Origin of the sequence: Streptomyces changchenzhani (assembly GCF_039766235.1) — a bacterium.
Taxonomy (GTDB): domain Bacteria; phylum Actinomycetota; class Actinomycetes; order Streptomycetales; family Streptomycetaceae; genus Streptomyces.
Map to the genome: position 1 here is coordinate 993,041 of NZ_JBDHNH010000001.1, position 14,924 is coordinate 1,007,964.

The following is a 14,924-nucleotide window of genomic DNA, read 5'->3' on the forward strand; positions in this document are numbered from 1 at the left end:
GGCCGCCCCGCACACCGACTGGTGTGGTCGTAGCCATTGAATTCCTTTGCTTTACGCGGGTGTTGCGGGTGTTACGGGTGATGCAGGTCTTACGGGTCTTACGGGTACCGCGGGCGTCCGGGCCTCGGAGCCACCGTCCTGCTCGAAGTGGTGCGGGGCCCTTGCCCGGCAGTCGCCGAAGCTGTCGCGCAGGCGGGCCAGCATGGTGTTGAGCTGTCCGACCTCGTCGTCGGACCAGTCGTCCAGGGCCCCGGCGAGCGTCGCGGCGTAGCGCTCGGAGAGCTCCTCCAGGAGCGCCCGGCCCGCCGGGTTCAGCCGCAGGATGCGCGAACGCCTGTCGCCGGGGTCGGGGGCCCGGTCGATCCAGCCGCGCTCCGCCACATGGGCTACGTGCCGGCTGGTTACCGACATGTCGACCGCGAGCAGTTCGGCCAGCCTGCTCATCCGCATCTCGCCGTGACGGTCGAGGAGGGTGAGCACCGCGGCCGATCCTGCCGGGCAGTGAGCGGGGAGGATCTTGGCGAGATCGCGCTTTACGGCGCCGATGGCGCTGAGCTGCCGGGCCAGTTCCGCGTACTGACTCTGCGCGGCCATGGGCACCTCCGATCATCTTGTTGCTTAGGGCAACCATAGAAGAGGTTGGTTGCTACAGGCAAACTAATTCGGGCCGCAAGGAGTAAAGGAACCCAAAAGCCTCCATGCGGGGCGGGTCAAGGGCGTCCGTACTGCCGGTAAAGCCGCAGATCGCGAGGGTTGGGGGGCCGGGGTGTGCCGGGAGCCCCTTCTTCGCTAGGGTCCTGCCCCATGGCACACAACCCCCAAGCCCCCCAGGGTCCCGAGGGTCACAGCGACCCGGCGGGCAGCACTCAGATGTTCCGCGCCTTCGTCGACGAGGGCGAACCGCAGCGGCAGCAGCCGGCCGCGGCGGTCTCTTCGGGCGGCCCGAAGACCGGACTGATCGTCGGCGTCGTCGCCGTCATCGTCATCCTTGCCGCGGTCGCCTGGCTCGCGCTCGGCTGATCGTTTCTCCGGTCGCCCCGGCTGCTGCTGCGGGAGTCCCTCCGGCCCGGCGGCCCTGCGGGGTTGCCGGGCCGGGGCGCTTCCGGCGCCATTCCCGCCGTCACTCCCGGCGGGGTGACCTCCGCCGCCACCCTCGGCCCGGTGCCCCCGGCCCGGGTGTCACTTCCAGTCGGCGGTGACGTCCTGGGTCTCCACGTGCATGCCCAACGGCACCCGCCAGGCGTCCACGCACACGGTGTACGTCTTGTTCACGGCCGCGCCCCCGGCGATCGGCCCTGGCAGCGGCTGCGTCGAATACCGGGTGCCCCAGTCGACCCCCAGCGCGCCGATGATGTGCGTCGCGAAGGTGACGCTGCCCGACCTGACCGGTGAGCCGCCGGTATTGCGGAACCGTACGGTCACCTTCTCGCACCACCGCTTCCCGGCCGCCGCGCGCACGGGCTCGCCCACCTTGAGCGCGGCGGGCGCGGGCGCGGGCGGCGGAGGCGGGGGTGGGGGCGTGGTGGTGGGCGGCGATCCGGGGTCCGTGCCGGGCGATCCCGCCCCCGGTGATCCAGGGGCAGTCGGGCCGCCGGGTGTGCCACCGCCACTACCACCGCCGGTGCCGCCGCCCGTACGACCGGGGGTCGATCCACTGCCGCCCGGTGCGGCGGGTGTCCCCGCGCCGCCGGCCGCGCCCCGGTCCGGCGCTTTCCCGCCCGAGCCGCTGCCGTCGCCAATCGCGGCGCCGGACGCGCCCTCGCCCGTACTCTCGCCCGTACCGTCGGCCGGTGACCCGCCGCCCTTCGCGGGGTGCTCGCCTCCGCCGTCGTCCCGAGCCCGGTCGTCGAGAGGCACCAGAGGCACCAGCTCGACCTCGCCGTCGGGCGGTACGGCCCGGCCCGGTGCCCGATCCGGCGAGGAGCCCGCGGCGCCGACCGCCGCATAGCCGTCGTCGCCGCTCTCGCCACCGCACGCGGCCAGAACCCCGCCCAGACACAGCACAGCCACCGAGGCGCCCAGCGCGGCACCTCGGCGGCCGTCTATCAGACCATGACGTCGCATCGCGCCAGTTTGTCTGACGCTCCGTCAATTGGAAACCCCGTCAGCAGGACTGACCATGAGTCACTCGGGTCCCAGGGGTGAGTCGTTGGCTCAGTCCGCGATGAGCCCTTCCCTGAGCTGCGCGAGCGTGCGGGTCAGCAGGCGCGAGACGTGCATCTGGGAGATGCCGACCTCTTCGCCGATCTGCGACTGGGTCATGTTCGCGAAGAACCGGAGCATGATGATCTGGCGCTCGCGCGGCTGCAGCTTGGCCAGTAGCGGCTTGAGGGACTCGCGGTACTCGACGCCTTCGAGCGCCCTGTCCTCGTACCCCAGCCGGTCGGCCAGCGACCCCTCGCCGCCGTCCTCCTCGATGGAGGGCGTGTCCAGCGAACTGGCGGTGTAGGCGTTGCCGACGGCGAGGCCGTCCACGACGTCCTCCTCCGACACCCCCAGCACCACGGCGAGTTCGGGCACGGTCGGCGAGCGGTCGAGCTTCTGCGCGAGCTCGTCACTGGCCCGGGTCAGCGCGAGCCGCAACTCCTGCAGTCTGCGCGGAACCCGCACCGACCAACTGGTGTCGCGGAAGAAGCGCTTGATCTCACCGACCACCGTCGGCATCGCGAACGTGGGGAATTCCACCCCGCGTTCGCAGTCGAACCGGTCGATCGCCTTGATCAACCCGATCGTTCCGACCTGGACGATGTCCTCCATCGGCTCGTTCCGGCTGCGGAAACGGGCCGATGCGTAACGAACCAGGGGGAGATTGAGCTCAATAAGAGTGTCTCGAACGTACGTATGCTCCGGGCTGTCCTTGTCGAGAGCGGCAAGCCGCAGGAAGAGAGAGCGGGACAGAGTGCGTGTGTCGATGACTTCCGGCGTCGACACGATTGCCGGCTTGGCCACGTGGTCGAGCACGGCGGGCACTGCCTTGATGAGCACCTTTGAGCTGCCCTGTTCTGCGGACATGCCACCCCCTTGAGGTCGCGGACGGTAGCGGCGGGCGCTCCCGTTCGGAGGAAGCAGCCTCCACCTGAATACCGGTGGCGGAGCTGCGGCAAACGCGGTTCCAGCAGAATGTCACATGTCGGCAACACGCTGTAGCGCCAAGTCGACAAATCTGCGCAGGAAAGAGGGGGTGTGCGGCTTTTCGGCCATCCTGCGGGAGTACCCGTTCCGGCTACGCTTCGATTCGATTTGCGGATCGGAGTCGCGCGAAGCTTCTGGCCAGCAGTCTTGACACGTGCATCTGGGACACGCCCAATTCCGCACTGATTTGAGATTGCGTCAGATTGCTGTAGTAGCGCAGCAGTAGAATCCGCTGCTCGCGTTCGGGCAGTTGTACGAGCAGATGCCGCACGAGGTCCCGGTGCTCGACGCCGGCCAATGCCGGGTCCTCGTATCCGAGCCGGTCGAGCAGGCCCGGCAGCCCGTCGCCCTCCTGGGCCGCCTCCAGCGAGGTCGCGTGGTACGACCGGCCCGCCTCGATACAGGCCAGCACTTCGTCCTCGGAGATGCGCAGCCGCTCGGCGATCTCGGAGGTCGTGGGGGACCGCCCGTGGGCCGTGGTGAGGTCCTCGGTGGCCCCGCTGACCTGGACCCACAGCTCGTGCAGCCGGCGGGGTACGTGGACGGTCCTGACGTTGTCGCGGAAGTACCGCTTGATCTCGCCGACGACGGTCGGCATCGCGAAGGTCGGGAACTGCACCCCGCGGTCGGGGTCGAACCGGTCGATGGCGTTGATCAGACCGATCGTGCCGACCTGTACGACGTCCTCCATCGGCTCGTTGCGGCTGCGGAAGCGGGCGGCGGCGTACCGCACGAGCGGCAGGTTCGCCTCGATGAGCGCCCCGCGCACCCGGCTGTGCTCGGGCGTCCCGGGATCCAACACCTTGAGCTCGCCGAACAGCACCTGGGTCAGCGCCCGGGTGTCGGCACCACGACTCCTGGCCGGTGCGGCATCAGGGGCGGGGTCGGGGGCGGTCTCCGGGGGGAGGGGCGGGAGCTGGGGGCCCGGACGGCTCTGCTGGCCGTGCTGGGCGTGCTGGCTGTGCTGGATCTGCTGGGGCGGAGCCTGAGGCGCTGTACTGGCAGGCACGGTCGCGCCACCCCTTTCCTCGGGTCAACCACGGTCAACTCATCCGTCAAAAGCGGTCATAGCATCACAAGACATGTGCACTGTGTGCAAGCACCGTATATCGCCGTGTTGAGGGCAAGTTGGGGCTTATCAACGCATAAACCCCACACCGGCACGGTGTGGGGTGGGGTGCGGAGGGGTCTCAGAACTCGTAGTCGGCGATCACCCACGTGGCGAATTCGCGCCACTGTCCGGCGGCCGCCTGATGGGCCGGGTGCTCGACATAGCGCTTCAGCGCATCGCGGTCCTGTACCGCCGAGTTGATGGCGAAGTCGTACGCGATGGGCCGGTCGGTGATGTTCCAGGCGCACTCCCAGAACTCCAGCTCGGGAACGACCCCGTCGAGCTCCTGGAAGGCCTTCACGCCGGCGGCGACACGCGGCTCTTCCCGCCGCACACCGTCATTGAGCTTGAAGAGGACCAGATGGCGGATCAAGAAGCACTCCTTGGAGATGGAGGGCGCCCGGATCGGTCACCGGTCGATCAGTGGATCGGACCGGTCGGTGGAACAGGTCGGTCACCGGATCAGTTTGGTCACTGGACCAGTTCGGACATGAACTCGCCGACGCCCTGAGCGGCACTGGCAATGCCTTCGAACCCTACCTGGACAAGATCAGCAGCCCTGCCGGGCGACGTGATGATCGTGTACAGCACGAAGACCACTATCACGTACAGCGCGATCTTCTTGGTTTGCACCATGCGTGCGGCCTCCCCTGCCGGTCCCCTGTGCAGTCGGGAGAGTGTATCGGCAGAATCAGCCTGCCCAGAGGTCGCGGCGATCACTCACTCAGCCTTTAAGGACCTATGGCCCGCCGATCCGGGCCCTTTGCCCGCCTGTCGCCCCATGCGGAAGGCGCAGGATGGACCCGAGCCCGGCGGAACTGGCAGGAATCCGCAGGGCGAGGACCAGGACCTCACTGCGGGGTCCGGCCGCGGGCTTCCCCCGGATGCGGCCGGACTTGCAGGTCTTGTTCTCACCGGGGGAAGCGGCTTGTCCCCCCGATACCGCTTCCCCCGTCCCACGCGAAGGCCCCGACCACCCCCCGGCCGGGGCCTTCGGCTGTTCGTCGCCGTGCTGTTCCTTTGATCTCCCCGGAGAAGCACCCGATCAGGGCAAGTGAGACCAGAACTGAGACCAGACAGAACGAAGGGCCCGACTCGCGAGAGTCGGGCCCTTCGTTCTGTCTGGTCAGAGCGGTAGCGGTGGGATTTGAACCCACGGAGAAGTTGCCCCCTCACACGCTTTCGAGGCGTGCTCCTTAGGCCGCTCGGACACGCTACCGAGACTGAGCTTAGCCCACGGTGGGCCGTGCTAAAAATCCGTTCCGGCAGGTGACCGCGCGGCCGTGTCAGGCCCGTCCCGCGCCCGCTTCCGGCCCGCCCTTCAGCGGTCCCGGAAGAACGCGGTCAGCTGGGCCGAGCACTCCGCTTCGAGTACGCCGCCGACGACCTCGGGCCGGTGATTGAGCCGCCGGTCCCGTACGACGTCCCAGAGCGACCCGGCCGCGCCCGCCTTCTCGTCGAGCGCGCCGTAGACCACCCGGTCCACCCGGGACTGGACGAGCGCCCCCGCGCACATCGTGCACGGCTCCAGCGTGACGACCAGTGTGCAGCCGGTCAGACGCCACCCGCCGAGCTTCCCGGCCGCCCTGCGGATGGCCAGGACCTCGGCGTGCGCCGTCGGATCGCCCGTCGCCTCGCGCTCGTTGTGGCCCGCCGCGAGCAGCGAGCCGTCGGGAGCCAGCAGGACGGCGCCGACCGGCACATCGCCGGCCTCCGCTGCCCGTGCTGCCTCGTCCAGGGCAAGACGCATCGGCGCCTGCCAGGGATCACGTACCGGGTCGGGTACTGGATCGGGCAGTGGATGATCAGGTACTGGATGAGCCGCGGCCACTACTGGACGGTCTCCAGTACGTCGGCGGCGCCCAGGACGTCAGCGATCTCGGCGAGCGCGTCCGTGTCGAGCGCCATCAGATCCTTCTCGGACAGGCCGAGGTCCGCCAGGACCCCCGCGTCGCCGAGCGGGCCCGCAGGCACGACAGCACTGTCGCCCGGCGTGCTCTCCTCCCCGTCGTCCTCCACTTCCGTTTCCTGGTCCGGCTCGCCGTCCTCGGTCCCGTCGAGGTCGACGAGCTCTTCCAGGACGTCCGGATCCTCGGGATCGCGGCCGAGCAACTCGTCGGTGAGCAGGATCTCCCCGTACGAGGAACGGGCGGCCGCGGCCGCGTCTGAGACATAGATACGCGGGTCCTCCTCGCCGTCCACGCGGACGAGGCCGAACCATGCGTCTTCCTGCTCGATGAAGACGATCACCGTGTCGTCGTCGACCGTGGCCTCGCGGGCCAGATCGGTCAGGTCTGACAGGGTTTCCACATCGTCGAGCTCCGTGTCGCTCGCTTTCCACCCGTCTTCGGTGCGCGCGAGCAGTGCGGCGAAGTACACCGTGACTCTCCCACTGGTCTCGAGAAGTGCCGGTTGGAAGTCCTCCCGGCCGGAGGGTGTCGCTGGGCGGGAGAAACCGTTTTGCAGCTCTGGGTCCCGCCCACTCGGAATCGTGGCAGAAACGAAGGCTGAGCGAGAGGTCTTCCGCTCTTGCGTCGTGTACCAGTCCTGAAGGAGTCAGCTCCGATTCCGCTCCGATTCTGCTCGGAGTCAGCTCCGATTCTGCTCGGAGTCCGAGCAGGAGCCCCCTACGGAGCGCTCCGAATCCCCTTGTACTCCGAGTACGAGTGTCCTGGCAGGAGCCCTGGCAGAGCCGTGTAGGGACCCGCCCCGGAGGCCCGCCGAGCCTGCTGGGGCCTCCGGGCGCGCCGCTGCCGGCCGCTACCAGCGGAAGGTGCGCATCCGCATCTGCTGCCGCATCCGCGCGGCGCGGGCCGTGCGCGGCTTCACCCGGTCGCGCAGCTCCTTGGCCTCGTGCAGTTCGCGCAGGAAGTGGGCGCGTCGGCGCCGTCGGGCGGCCTCGCTCTCCGGCTCCGGCTGCTCGTCCCGAGTCTGCTCGGGCTCTTCCCCGTCCCGCATCGGCCACACCACCCCACGCTGGGTTTCTCCTGCACCCCACCTTCCCTCTGGACAGGGGGTTGATGCCAGCGCAACGGGCTCCCGCACCCGGCTACTGTTGTGGGCATGCGGATCAATGTCGTCGACCACCCGCTGGTGGCGCACAAACTCACCACGTTGCGCGACCAGCGCACCGACTCTGCGACCTTCCGGCGCCTCGCCGACGAGCTGGTCACCCTGCTCGCGTACGAGGCCACCCGGGACGTGCGCACCGAGCAGGTCGACATCCAGACCCCGGTGTCGAGGACGACGGGGGTGAAGCTGTCCTACCCGCGCCCCCTGGTCGTACCGATCCTGCGGGCCGGTCTCGGCATGCTGGACGGGATGGTCCGGCTGCTGCCGACCGCCGAGGTGGGCTTCCTCGGCATGGTCCGCAACGAGGAGACGCTGGAGGCGTCCACCTACGCCACGCGGATGCCGGAAGACCTCTCCGGGCGCCAGGTGTACGTACTGGACCCGATGCTGGCCACCGGCGGCACCCTCGTCGCGGCGATTCGCGAGCTGATCAAGCGCGGCGCCGACGATGTGACGGCGGTCGTGCTGCTGGCCGCGCCCGAGGGCGTGGAGGTCATGGAGCGCGAGCTGGCCGGTGCGCCGGTCACCGTGGTCACAGCCTCGGTCGACGAGCGGCTCAACGAGCACGGCTACATCGTCCCGGGCCTCGGTGACGCGGGCGACCGGATGTACGGCTCGGCCGAATAACCGGTCCCGTACTTCAGCAGTACGTCAGCGGTGGTTCAGCAGTACTTGAGCAGTACTTGAGCAGTACTTCAGCACTTCGCGGAGGGCGCGGGGGCGGGCTTGGCCAGTGCGGCCAAGGCCGCGTCCGCGTCCTTCTTCGTGTCCAGCTTCTTGAAGGCCGAGCCGAGGATCATGTCGACCTCGGTACCCGTACGGGCGTCGGCCTTCTGCTCAGCCTTCTTCAGCTGCGTCCCGAGTACGGGCAGCACGCCGGCCACGTCCTTGGGGGCGCCCAGCAGTATTCCGGTGCCCTTGACCTTCTTGTCGTACTCCGACGGGGCGTTCCCGACCTTGCCGATGGCGAAGCCGCGCTTCTTCAGCTCGTCGGCCGTCTCCTTGGCGAGGCCGCCGCGCGGTGTCGCGTTGTAGACGTTGACCTTGATCTTGCCCGGCGTGGGCAGGGCCTTGACCGAGGCTGCCGACGGGGAGGCCCGTGGCGCGGAGGGTTTGCAGTCGTCCTTCTTGCGGCCGGACGCCGTGGGTTTCTTCTCACCGCCCGTGAAGACGTCGATGAGCTGCAGCGTCCCCCAGCCGATGAGGCCGAGGGCCAGGACCGCGGCCACCACTACGAGAACGATCCTGCTGCGGTGACGAGGGCGGCGCATACGCGGGAACTTGTCGCCCGTAATGCGGTACTTTCCGCCCATGCCGGGGGGAGTCAGCATGCTCATGGGCGCAGCGTAGTGCGCTCATGAGGTGATTCCTACTAAATGATCAACGACTGACCGGCACTCCAACCCAAAAGGCTCAATTGGGTGTTGACCGGACGCACCGAATGGAGCACGGAACAGAGCGCTGAGGGAGCGCTGACGGAGCACCGAACGGGGTGCGGGGCGGGTGGCCCCGGCCGCTCGGTGTGCGCCGGGCGGCGCGGTCAGATGCCGTCGAGTTCGAGGACGCGCGCGTGCAGCACCTGGCGCTGCTGGAGCGCGGCGCGGACCGCGCGGTGCAGTCCGTCCTCCAGGTAGAGGTCGCCCTGCCACTTCACGACGTGCGCGAAAAGGTCGCCGTAGAAGGTCGAGTCCTCCGCGAGCAGCGTTTCGAGATCCAGCTGGCCCTTGGTGGTGACGAGCTGGTCGAGGCGGACCGGGCGCGGCGCGACGTCCGCCCACTGGCGGGTGCTTTCCCGGCCGTGGTCGGGGTAAGGACGGCCGTTTCCGATGCGCTTGAAGATCACACGGAAAGCCTACCGGGCAAGCACCTCCGGGCGCAGCCATGAGGCAGGGGTGCAAAGGTCGTATTCAGCGCCAGAACGGGAGCAAATCATGAGCGGAAGTACCCCCTCCGGTGACTCCGGCGGTTCGGCTGACGATGTGGCGGCCATTGCCGCGGGTTATGCCTTCACCGGACCGGCCCTCGAACTGGGCGCCCTCCTCTGGGACGGCGAGTGCCTGCCGGATACACAGATCCGGATCCCGCTGTCCATGCTCAACCGGCACGGGCTCGTCGCGGGCGCCACCGGCACCGGCAAGACCAAGACGCTCCAGCTGATCGCCGAGCAGCTGTCGGCGCAGGGTGTGCCGGTTTTCCTGGCCGATGTAAAGGGCGATGTGTCGGGCATTTCCGCGCCCGGCGAGGACGGCGAGAAGGTACGCGAGCGGGCCGGCCAGGTCGGGCAGACCTGGGAGGCGACGGGCTTCCCCTGCGAGTTCTACGCGCTGGGCGGCATCGGCCCCGGCATTCCGCTGCGGGCCACGGTCACCAGCTTCGGCCCGGTGCTGCTTTCGAAGGTGCTCCGGCTCAACCAGACGCAGGAGCAGTCGCTCGGGCTGATCTTCCATTACGCCGACTCCAAAGGCCTGGAGCTGGTGGACCTCAAGGACCTGCGGGCCGTGGTCGCCTTTCTGGTGTCGGACACCGGAAAGGCCGAGCTCAAGGGCATCGGCGGGCTGTCGTCGGTGACGGCCGGGGTGATCCTGCGGGCGCTGACCGCGTTCGAGCAGCAGGGCGCGAGCGACTTCTTCGGGGAGCCGGAGTTCGACACGAGCGAGTTCCTGCGGTCGGCGCCGGACGGGCGGGGGCTGGTCTCCGTACTGGAGCTGCCCGCCGTGCAGGGCAAGCCGCAGCTCTTCTCGACGTTCCTGATGTGGCTGCTCGCGGACCTCTTCAACGATCTGCCGGAGGTCGGCGACCTCGACCGGCCCAAGCTGGTCTTCTTCTTCGACGAGGCACATCTGCTCTTCAACGACGCCTCTAAGGCGTTCCTGGAGTCGATCACGCAGACGGTGAGGCTGATCCGCTCGAAGGGCATCGGAATCTTCTTCGTCACGCAGACGCCGAAGGACGTGCCGGGGGACGTGCTCGCGCAGCTCGGCAACCGGGTGCAGCACGCGCTGCGGGCCTTCACGCCCGACGACGCGAAGGCGCTCAAGGCGACCGTACGAACTTTCCCCCATTCGGAGTACGACCTGGAGGAGCTGCTGACAGCGCTCGGCACCGGCGAAGCGGTGATCACCGTCCTCAGCGAGAAGGGCGCCCCGACCCCGGTCGCCGCGACCCGGCTGCGCGCGCCCGAATCGCTGATGGGCCCGGTCGACGCGGCGGCGCTGGAACTGGCCGTGAAGGCGTCGCTGCTCTACGGGCGTTACGCGGAGCCGGTGGACCGCGAATCGGCGTACGAGAAGCTCACGGCGCAGCAGCAGACCGCGGACGCGGAGGCGGTGCGGGTGGCGCTGGAGGCGGAGCAGGCGAAGGACCAGGCCGCCGCTTCGAGCGAGGCCTTGCGTCCCGCGCGGGCGTCGAAGGGGGACGGGGACGGGGACGCGTCGCTCGCCGAGCAGGTGGTGGGCAGCGGCGTCTTCAAGTCGCTGGCGCGGTCGATCGGGACGCAGCTGGGACGCGAGATCTCCCGGTCGATCTTCGGCACGGCACGGCGGAGGCGGTGAGGGGGAGCCGGGGTTGGGTGGATGGGGTGGATGGGGTGAATGGGGCGGGGCTTTATGGCGGCCCCCACCCCTTCCGTCGCACCGCCATGGGGCTGCGACGCCTCCGGGCTATTCCGCGGCCTTCTGCTTGGCAGCCTGCTTCGCGGCCTGCTTGAACGCGCGGACCTTGGCCAGTGACTCCGGACCCGTGATGTCCGCCGCCGAGCGGTATGCGCCCGCGTCGCCGTACGCCCCTGCCGCCTCGCGCCAGCCCTTCGGCTTCACCCCGAGCTGCTTGCCGAGGAGCGCCAGGAAGATCTGGGACTTCTGCTTGCCGAAGCCGGGCAGCGCGTTCAGCCGCGCCAGCAGCTCCTTGCCGGTGGCGACATCGCGCCACACCGCGCTCGCGTCGCCGTCGTAGTGCTCGACCAGGTACTGGCACAGCTGCTGAACGCGCTTGGCCATGGCAGCCGGGTAACGGTGCACGGCGGGCTTGGCCGACAGGAGCGACGCGAAGGCCTCGGGGTCGTACGCGGCGATCTGGTGCGCGTCCAGGTCGTCGCCGCCCACCCGCTGGGTGATCGTGTACGGGCCCGCGAACGCCCATTCCATCGGGACCTGCTGGTCCAGGAGCATGCCGACCAGGTCGGCGAGCGGGCTGCGGCCGAGCAGTTCGTCGGCCTCCGGCTGCTGGGAGATTCGCATGACGGTGCTCATGCCTCCATGATCGCGCACGACCGCCGTGACCGGCCAGCGCAGAACCGGCGACGCGGGTTCGTCGGCCGGTAACTCCCGGGCGGGCGGGGCCGCCCTCACCCGGGCGGCGTATCTCCTCAGGGCGTTCGGGGGTGGGTGGCCCAATGATCGAGGGGCGCGAACCGCTCGCCCCGCAGGGCGGGCGGGTGCCTCTGGAAGGACACCGGCCCATGTCGGACACGGCCCCGCCACCACCCGAGCCGCCCGGTGGCACACCCGGCGGGCCGCAGTGGGGCCCCCGGCCCCCGGCCGGAGGCGCCGGAGGCTATCCACCTCCCGGTTACCCGCCGCCCGGCTACGGCTACCCGCCGCCCCCGAAGAAGCGCCGCGTCTGGCCCTGGATCGTCCTCGGCATCGCGATCCTCCTCATCGGAGGCTGCGCCGCGGTCATGGCCGTGTTCATCAACGCGGTCGACGACGAGTCCGAGCGCGTCGTGAAGGTGAAATACGCGGTGACCGGCAACGCCAAGGACGTCAGCATCACGTACTCCACCTGGCGTGACGGCAATCTGTCGAGCAGTTCCGTGTCCAATGCCCGGCTGCCCTGGCGCAAGGAAGTGGACACCACCGGCTTTCTGAAGGGTGGTCATCTCACCGTCGTTACCGGGGCCGACGGCGGCACAGTCACCTGCACCGTCACTGTGGATGACAAGGAGCCCACGACCGCTACCGCCAGTGGTCCCCTTGCGATCGCAGGCTGCGACGACTTCTGAGCCCCCGCCCCCGCCCCCCCCGCTACCCGCCCACGTACGCCCGCAGGTGCTCCGCCGTCAGTGTCCGGCCGGTCGCGACCAGCTCGGCCGGGGTGCCGGTGAAGACGACCTTGCCGCCGTCGTGGCCCGCGCCGGGGCCCAGGTCGATGAGCCAGTCGGCGTGGGCCATGACCGCCTGGTGGTGCTCGATGACGATGACCGTATTGCCGTCGTCGACCAACCGGTCGAGCAGCGCGAGGAGTTGGTCCACGTCTGCCATGTGCAGGCCGGTCGTGGGCTCGTCCAGGACGTACGTCGCCGACTTCTCCGCCATGTGGATGGCGAGCTTGACCCGCTGGCGCTCGCCGCCCGACAGCGTGTTCAGCGGCTGGCCGAGGCGCAGATAGCCCAGGCCGACGTCGGCGAGCCGGTCGAGGATCGCGCGCGCCTGGCCGGACGGGAAGAAGTCGCGGGCCTCCGCCACCGCCATGCCGAGAACCTCGCTGATGTTCTTGCCGCGCAGCGTGTACGTGAGCACCTCGGGGGTGAACCGCTTGCCCTCGCACTGCTCGCAGACCGACGCCACCCCGGCCATCATCGCCAGGTCGGTGTAGACGAGGCCAAGACCGTTGCAGTTCGGGCAGGCGCCCTCCGAATTCGCGCTGAACAGCGCCGCCTTGACCCCGTTCTCCTTGGCGAAGGCGGTACGGATCGGGCCGAGCAGCCCGGTGTACGTCGCCGGATTGGACCGGCGCGAGCCCCGGATCGGGGACTGGTCGGCGACCACCACCCCGTCCCGGCCGGTCAGATAGCCGTGGATCAGTGAGCTCTTTCCGGATCCGGCGACCCCGGTGACCACGGTCAGTACGCCCGTGGGGATGTCGACCGAGACATCCTTGAGGTTGTGCAGGCCGGCGCCCGTGATGGACAGCTTGCCGCGCGGCTCGCGCACCGTCTCGCGCAGCCGTGCGCGGTGCTCCAGGTGTCGCCCGGTCAGCGTCCCGGAGGTGCGCAGTCCGGGGACATCTCCGCTGTAACAGATCTGCCCGCCGCCGGAGCCCGCGCCCGGACCCAGGTCCACCACATGGTCCGCGATGGAGATCACCTCGGGCTTGTGCTCGACCACAAGGACCGTGTTGCCCTTGTCGCGCAGGCGCAGCAGCAGGTCGTTCATCCGCTGGATGTCGTGCGGGTGCAGCCCGATGGTGGGCTCGTCGAAGACGTACGTCACGTCGGTCAGGCTGGAGCCGAGGTGCCTGACCATCTTCACCCGCTGGGCCTCACCGCCGGAGAGTGTCGACGAGGTGCGGTCCAGGCTCAGATAGCCGAGGCCGATCTCGACCAGCGAGTCGAGGGTGTCGCGCAGGGTGGCGAGCAGCGGCGCGACGGACGGGTCTTCCATGGACCGGACAAAAGCGGCCAGGTCGCTGATCTGCATGGCCGAGCACTGCGCGATGTTCACCCCGTCGATCACCGAGGACAGGGCGGCGGCGCTCAGTCGCGTGCCGCCGCAGACGGAGCAGTCGGTGAAGACGACGGCGCGGTCGACGAAGGCCTTGATGTGGCCCTGCATCGAGTCCCGGTCCTTGGAGAGGTAGACCCGCTGGACCTTGGTGACCAGGCCCTCGTACGTGAGGTTGTTGCTGCCCACCTTGATTTTGGTGGCGGGCTTGTACAGGAAGTCCTCCCACTCGGCGGCGGTGAAGCCCGCGAGCCGGGTGTCCGGATCGTAGAGCCCGGATGCCGCCATGACCTGCCAGTACCAGGAGTCCACCGCGAACCCGGGGACGGTGATCGCCCCTTCCTTCAGGGACAGTTCACGGTCCACCAGCTGATCGATGTCGATCTTCGAGACCTGGCCGATGCCCTCGCACTCCGGGCACATGCCCTCCGCGCTGTTGAAGCTGAAGGCGGTCGATGTGCCGATGTGCGGTATGCCGAGGCGGCTGAAAATGATCCGCAGCATCGTGTACGCGTCGGTCGCCGTGCCCACCGTGGAACGGGAGTTGGCGCCCATCCGCTCCTGGTCGACGACGATGGCCGCGCTCAGATTGTGCAGCGAGTCGACGTCCGGGCGGCCCATGCTCGGCATGAACGACTGGATGAACGCCGTGTACGTCTCATTGATCAGGCGCTGCGACTCCGCGGCGATGGTCCCGAAGACGAGCGAGGACTTGCCGGAACCCGAGACGCCGGTGAAGACCGTGAGCCGGCGCTTGGGGAGATCCACCGATACGTTCGTCAGGTTGTTCACCCGGGCGCCGCGAACCTGGATCACGCTGTGAAGGTCCGCTGCGGTCGGCTCGGGGTTGGACGGATCGGTGGACATTCCGGATCTCCTTGAATACCTCGAACAACTCGGCGCCGTGCCGGTGGCGCCCGGTCCTTCATTCTGCCGCCCGGGTCTGACAGTCACCGAGAGTGAAGGTATGGGTGTGGGTGCGGGCGTACGTGCGCCCCCTCTCCCGTCTATTCGCTCAGGCTCTCCCCACGGCCGTGCCCCCGGCCGGGCTCGGGGTTTTCGGCCATATTTCACTGTTCCTACCGATTCGGTCCCCCCCTTCGTCCCCGTGATGTGACGCGGCACATGCAAGGGGTGAGTGCGCTCGCGCATTCAGGCGCATCCTTGGC

At 68.9% G+C, this 14,924-nt stretch carries 17 protein-coding genes and 1 tRNA gene; 4 read left to right on the forward strand and 14 right to left on the reverse strand.

Annotated elements, in window-relative coordinates; genetic code table 11:
- Nucleotides 1-51 precede the first annotated feature (51 nt).
- On the reverse strand, nucleotides 52-594 hold the full coding sequence (locus tag ABCR94_RS04690) for a MarR family winged helix-turn-helix transcriptional regulator (protein ID WP_347117720.1): 543 nt from the start codon (nucleotides 592-594) through the stop codon (nucleotides 52-54).
- Between the two features lie 210 nt (nucleotides 595-804).
- Between ABCR94_RS04690 and ABCR94_RS04695 the strand changes: the two genes are divergently transcribed.
- On the forward strand, nucleotides 805-1,020 hold the full coding sequence (locus ABCR94_RS04695; RefSeq protein WP_347117721.1) for a hypothetical protein: 216 nt from the start codon (nucleotides 805-807) through the stop codon (nucleotides 1,018-1,020).
- Nucleotides 1,021-1,179: 159 nt separating this feature from the next.
- Here ABCR94_RS04695 and ABCR94_RS04700 read toward each other — a convergent pair whose 3' ends face one another.
- The 9 genes from ABCR94_RS04700 to ABCR94_RS04740 form a co-directional block, all read right to left on the reverse strand.
- Complete coding sequence (locus tag ABCR94_RS04700; protein WP_347117723.1) at nucleotides 1,180-2,064, reverse strand: hypothetical protein; 885 nt, start codon at nucleotides 2,062-2,064, stop codon at nucleotides 1,180-1,182.
- Nucleotides 2,065-2,154: 90 nt separating this feature from the next.
- Nucleotides 2,155-3,012: an RNA polymerase sigma factor SigF gene (locus ABCR94_RS04705; RefSeq protein ID WP_347117724.1), complete on the reverse strand. Its 858-nt coding sequence runs from the start codon at nucleotides 3,010-3,012 to the stop codon at nucleotides 2,155-2,157.
- Between the two features lie 211 nt (nucleotides 3,013-3,223).
- Nucleotides 3,224-4,141, reverse strand: coding sequence for an RNA polymerase sigma factor SigF (locus ABCR94_RS04710; protein ID WP_347117725.1), 918 nt, complete (start codon nucleotides 4,139-4,141; stop codon nucleotides 3,224-3,226).
- A 181-nt stretch (nucleotides 4,142-4,322) separates the two neighbouring features.
- Nucleotides 4,323-4,616: a Dabb family protein gene (locus ABCR94_RS04715; protein WP_347117726.1), complete on the reverse strand. Its 294-nt coding sequence runs from the start codon at nucleotides 4,614-4,616 to the stop codon at nucleotides 4,323-4,325.
- Between the two features lie 98 nt (nucleotides 4,617-4,714).
- The gene (locus ABCR94_RS04720; protein WP_347118508.1) at nucleotides 4,715-4,963 is read right to left on the reverse strand and encodes a hypothetical protein; all 249 of its coding nucleotides are present in this window, start codon (nucleotides 4,961-4,963) and stop codon (nucleotides 4,715-4,717) included.
- A 412-nt stretch (nucleotides 4,964-5,375) separates the two neighbouring features.
- Nucleotides 5,376-5,462, reverse strand: a tRNA-Ser gene (locus ABCR94_RS04725).
- A 102-nt stretch (nucleotides 5,463-5,564) separates the two neighbouring features.
- Entirely contained in the window at nucleotides 5,565-5,993 is a 429-nt protein-coding gene (gene tadA, locus ABCR94_RS04730) for a tRNA adenosine(34) deaminase TadA (RefSeq protein WP_347117728.1), read from the reverse strand.
- 80 nt (nucleotides 5,994-6,073) lie between these two features.
- The gene (locus ABCR94_RS04735) at nucleotides 6,074-6,622 is read right to left on the reverse strand and encodes a tRNA adenosine deaminase-associated protein (protein WP_347117729.1); all 549 of its coding nucleotides are present in this window, start codon (nucleotides 6,620-6,622) and stop codon (nucleotides 6,074-6,076) included.
- A 381-nt stretch (nucleotides 6,623-7,003) separates the two neighbouring features.
- Nucleotides 7,004-7,201 (reverse strand): hypothetical protein, encoded by a 198-nt coding sequence (locus ABCR94_RS04740; RefSeq protein WP_347117730.1) that lies wholly within the window; start codon nucleotides 7,199-7,201, stop codon nucleotides 7,004-7,006.
- A gap of 105 nt (nucleotides 7,202-7,306) precedes the next feature.
- On the opposite strand from ABCR94_RS04740, the gene upp reads away from it, so the two are divergent.
- On the forward strand, nucleotides 7,307-7,942 hold the full coding sequence (gene upp, locus ABCR94_RS04745) for a uracil phosphoribosyltransferase (protein ID WP_347117731.1): 636 nt from the start codon (nucleotides 7,307-7,309) through the stop codon (nucleotides 7,940-7,942).
- Between the two features lie 68 nt (nucleotides 7,943-8,010).
- Here the strand turns inward: upp and ABCR94_RS04750 are convergent, their stop codons facing one another.
- Both ABCR94_RS04750 and ABCR94_RS04755 read right to left on the reverse strand, forming a co-directional pair.
- Nucleotides 8,011-8,652, reverse strand: coding sequence for a LytR C-terminal domain-containing protein (locus ABCR94_RS04750; protein ID WP_347117732.1), 642 nt, complete (start codon nucleotides 8,650-8,652; stop codon nucleotides 8,011-8,013).
- Nucleotides 8,653-8,855: 203 nt separating this feature from the next.
- Nucleotides 8,856-9,158, reverse strand: a complete 303-nt coding sequence (locus ABCR94_RS04755) for a type II toxin-antitoxin system VapB family antitoxin (RefSeq protein WP_214921385.1) — start codon at nucleotides 9,156-9,158, stop codon at nucleotides 8,856-8,858.
- A gap of 88 nt (nucleotides 9,159-9,246) precedes the next feature.
- Between ABCR94_RS04755 and ABCR94_RS04760 the strand changes: the two genes are divergently transcribed.
- Nucleotides 9,247-10,866 carry a helicase HerA-like domain-containing protein gene (locus ABCR94_RS04760; RefSeq protein WP_347117734.1) on the forward strand — a complete coding sequence of 540 codons (1,620 nt, stop codon included), beginning with the start codon at nucleotides 9,247-9,249 and terminating at the stop codon, nucleotides 10,864-10,866.
- Between the two features lie 108 nt (nucleotides 10,867-10,974).
- Here ABCR94_RS04760 and ABCR94_RS04765 read toward each other — a convergent pair whose 3' ends face one another.
- On the reverse strand, nucleotides 10,975-11,562 hold the full coding sequence (locus tag ABCR94_RS04765) for an HhH-GPD-type base excision DNA repair protein (RefSeq protein WP_347117735.1): 588 nt from the start codon (nucleotides 11,560-11,562) through the stop codon (nucleotides 10,975-10,977).
- A gap of 209 nt (nucleotides 11,563-11,771) precedes the next feature.
- Here ABCR94_RS04765 and ABCR94_RS04770 point away from each other — a divergent pair, with 209 nt between their 5' ends.
- Nucleotides 11,772-12,314, forward strand: a complete 543-nt coding sequence (locus tag ABCR94_RS04770) for an MmpS family transport accessory protein (protein WP_347117736.1) — start codon at nucleotides 11,772-11,774, stop codon at nucleotides 12,312-12,314.
- A gap of 22 nt (nucleotides 12,315-12,336) precedes the next feature.
- On the opposite strand, the gene ABCR94_RS04775 is transcribed toward ABCR94_RS04770, so the two are convergent.
- Nucleotides 12,337-14,622 (reverse strand): ATP-binding cassette domain-containing protein, encoded by a 2,286-nt coding sequence (locus ABCR94_RS04775; protein WP_347117737.1) that lies wholly within the window; start codon nucleotides 14,620-14,622, stop codon nucleotides 12,337-12,339.
- Nucleotides 14,623-14,924 lie beyond the last annotated feature (302 nt).

Excerpts from the sequence above, each read along its gene's own strand:
- ABCR94_RS04690 (WP_347117720.1), bottom strand. The coding sequence starts at position 594 with ATGGCCGCGCAGAGTCAGTACGCGGAACTGGCCCGGCAGCTCAGCGCC.
- ABCR94_RS04695 (WP_347117721.1), top strand. The coding sequence starts at position 805 with ATGGCACACAACCCCCAAGCCCCCCAGGGTCCCGAGGGTCACAGCGAC.
- ABCR94_RS04700 (WP_347117723.1), bottom strand. The coding sequence starts at position 2,064 with ATGCGACGTCATGGTCTGATAGACGGCCGCCGAGGTGCCGCGCTGGGC.
- ABCR94_RS04705 (WP_347117724.1), bottom strand. The coding sequence starts at position 3,012 with ATGTCCGCAGAACAGGGCAGCTCAAAGGTGCTCATCAAGGCAGTGCCC.
- tadA (WP_347117728.1), bottom strand. The coding sequence starts at position 5,993 with ATGCGTCTTGCCCTGGACGAGGCAGCACGGGCAGCGGAGGCCGGCGAT.
- ABCR94_RS04740 (WP_347117730.1), bottom strand. The coding sequence starts at position 7,201 with ATGCGGGACGGGGAAGAGCCCGAGCAGACTCGGGACGAGCAGCCGGAG.
- upp (WP_347117731.1), top strand. The coding sequence starts at position 7,307 with ATGCGGATCAATGTCGTCGACCACCCGCTGGTGGCGCACAAACTCACC.
- ABCR94_RS04750 (WP_347117732.1), bottom strand. The coding sequence starts at position 8,652 with ATGAGCATGCTGACTCCCCCCGGCATGGGCGGAAAGTACCGCATTACG.
- ABCR94_RS04760 (WP_347117734.1), top strand. The coding sequence starts at position 9,247 with ATGAGCGGAAGTACCCCCTCCGGTGACTCCGGCGGTTCGGCTGACGAT.
- ABCR94_RS04765 (WP_347117735.1), bottom strand. The coding sequence starts at position 11,562 with ATGAGCACCGTCATGCGAATCTCCCAGCAGCCGGAGGCCGACGAACTG.
- ABCR94_RS04770 (WP_347117736.1), top strand. The coding sequence starts at position 11,772 with ATGTCGGACACGGCCCCGCCACCACCCGAGCCGCCCGGTGGCACACCC.
- ABCR94_RS04775 (WP_347117737.1), bottom strand. The coding sequence starts at position 14,622 with ATGTCCACCGATCCGTCCAACCCCGAGCCGACCGCAGCGGACCTTCAC.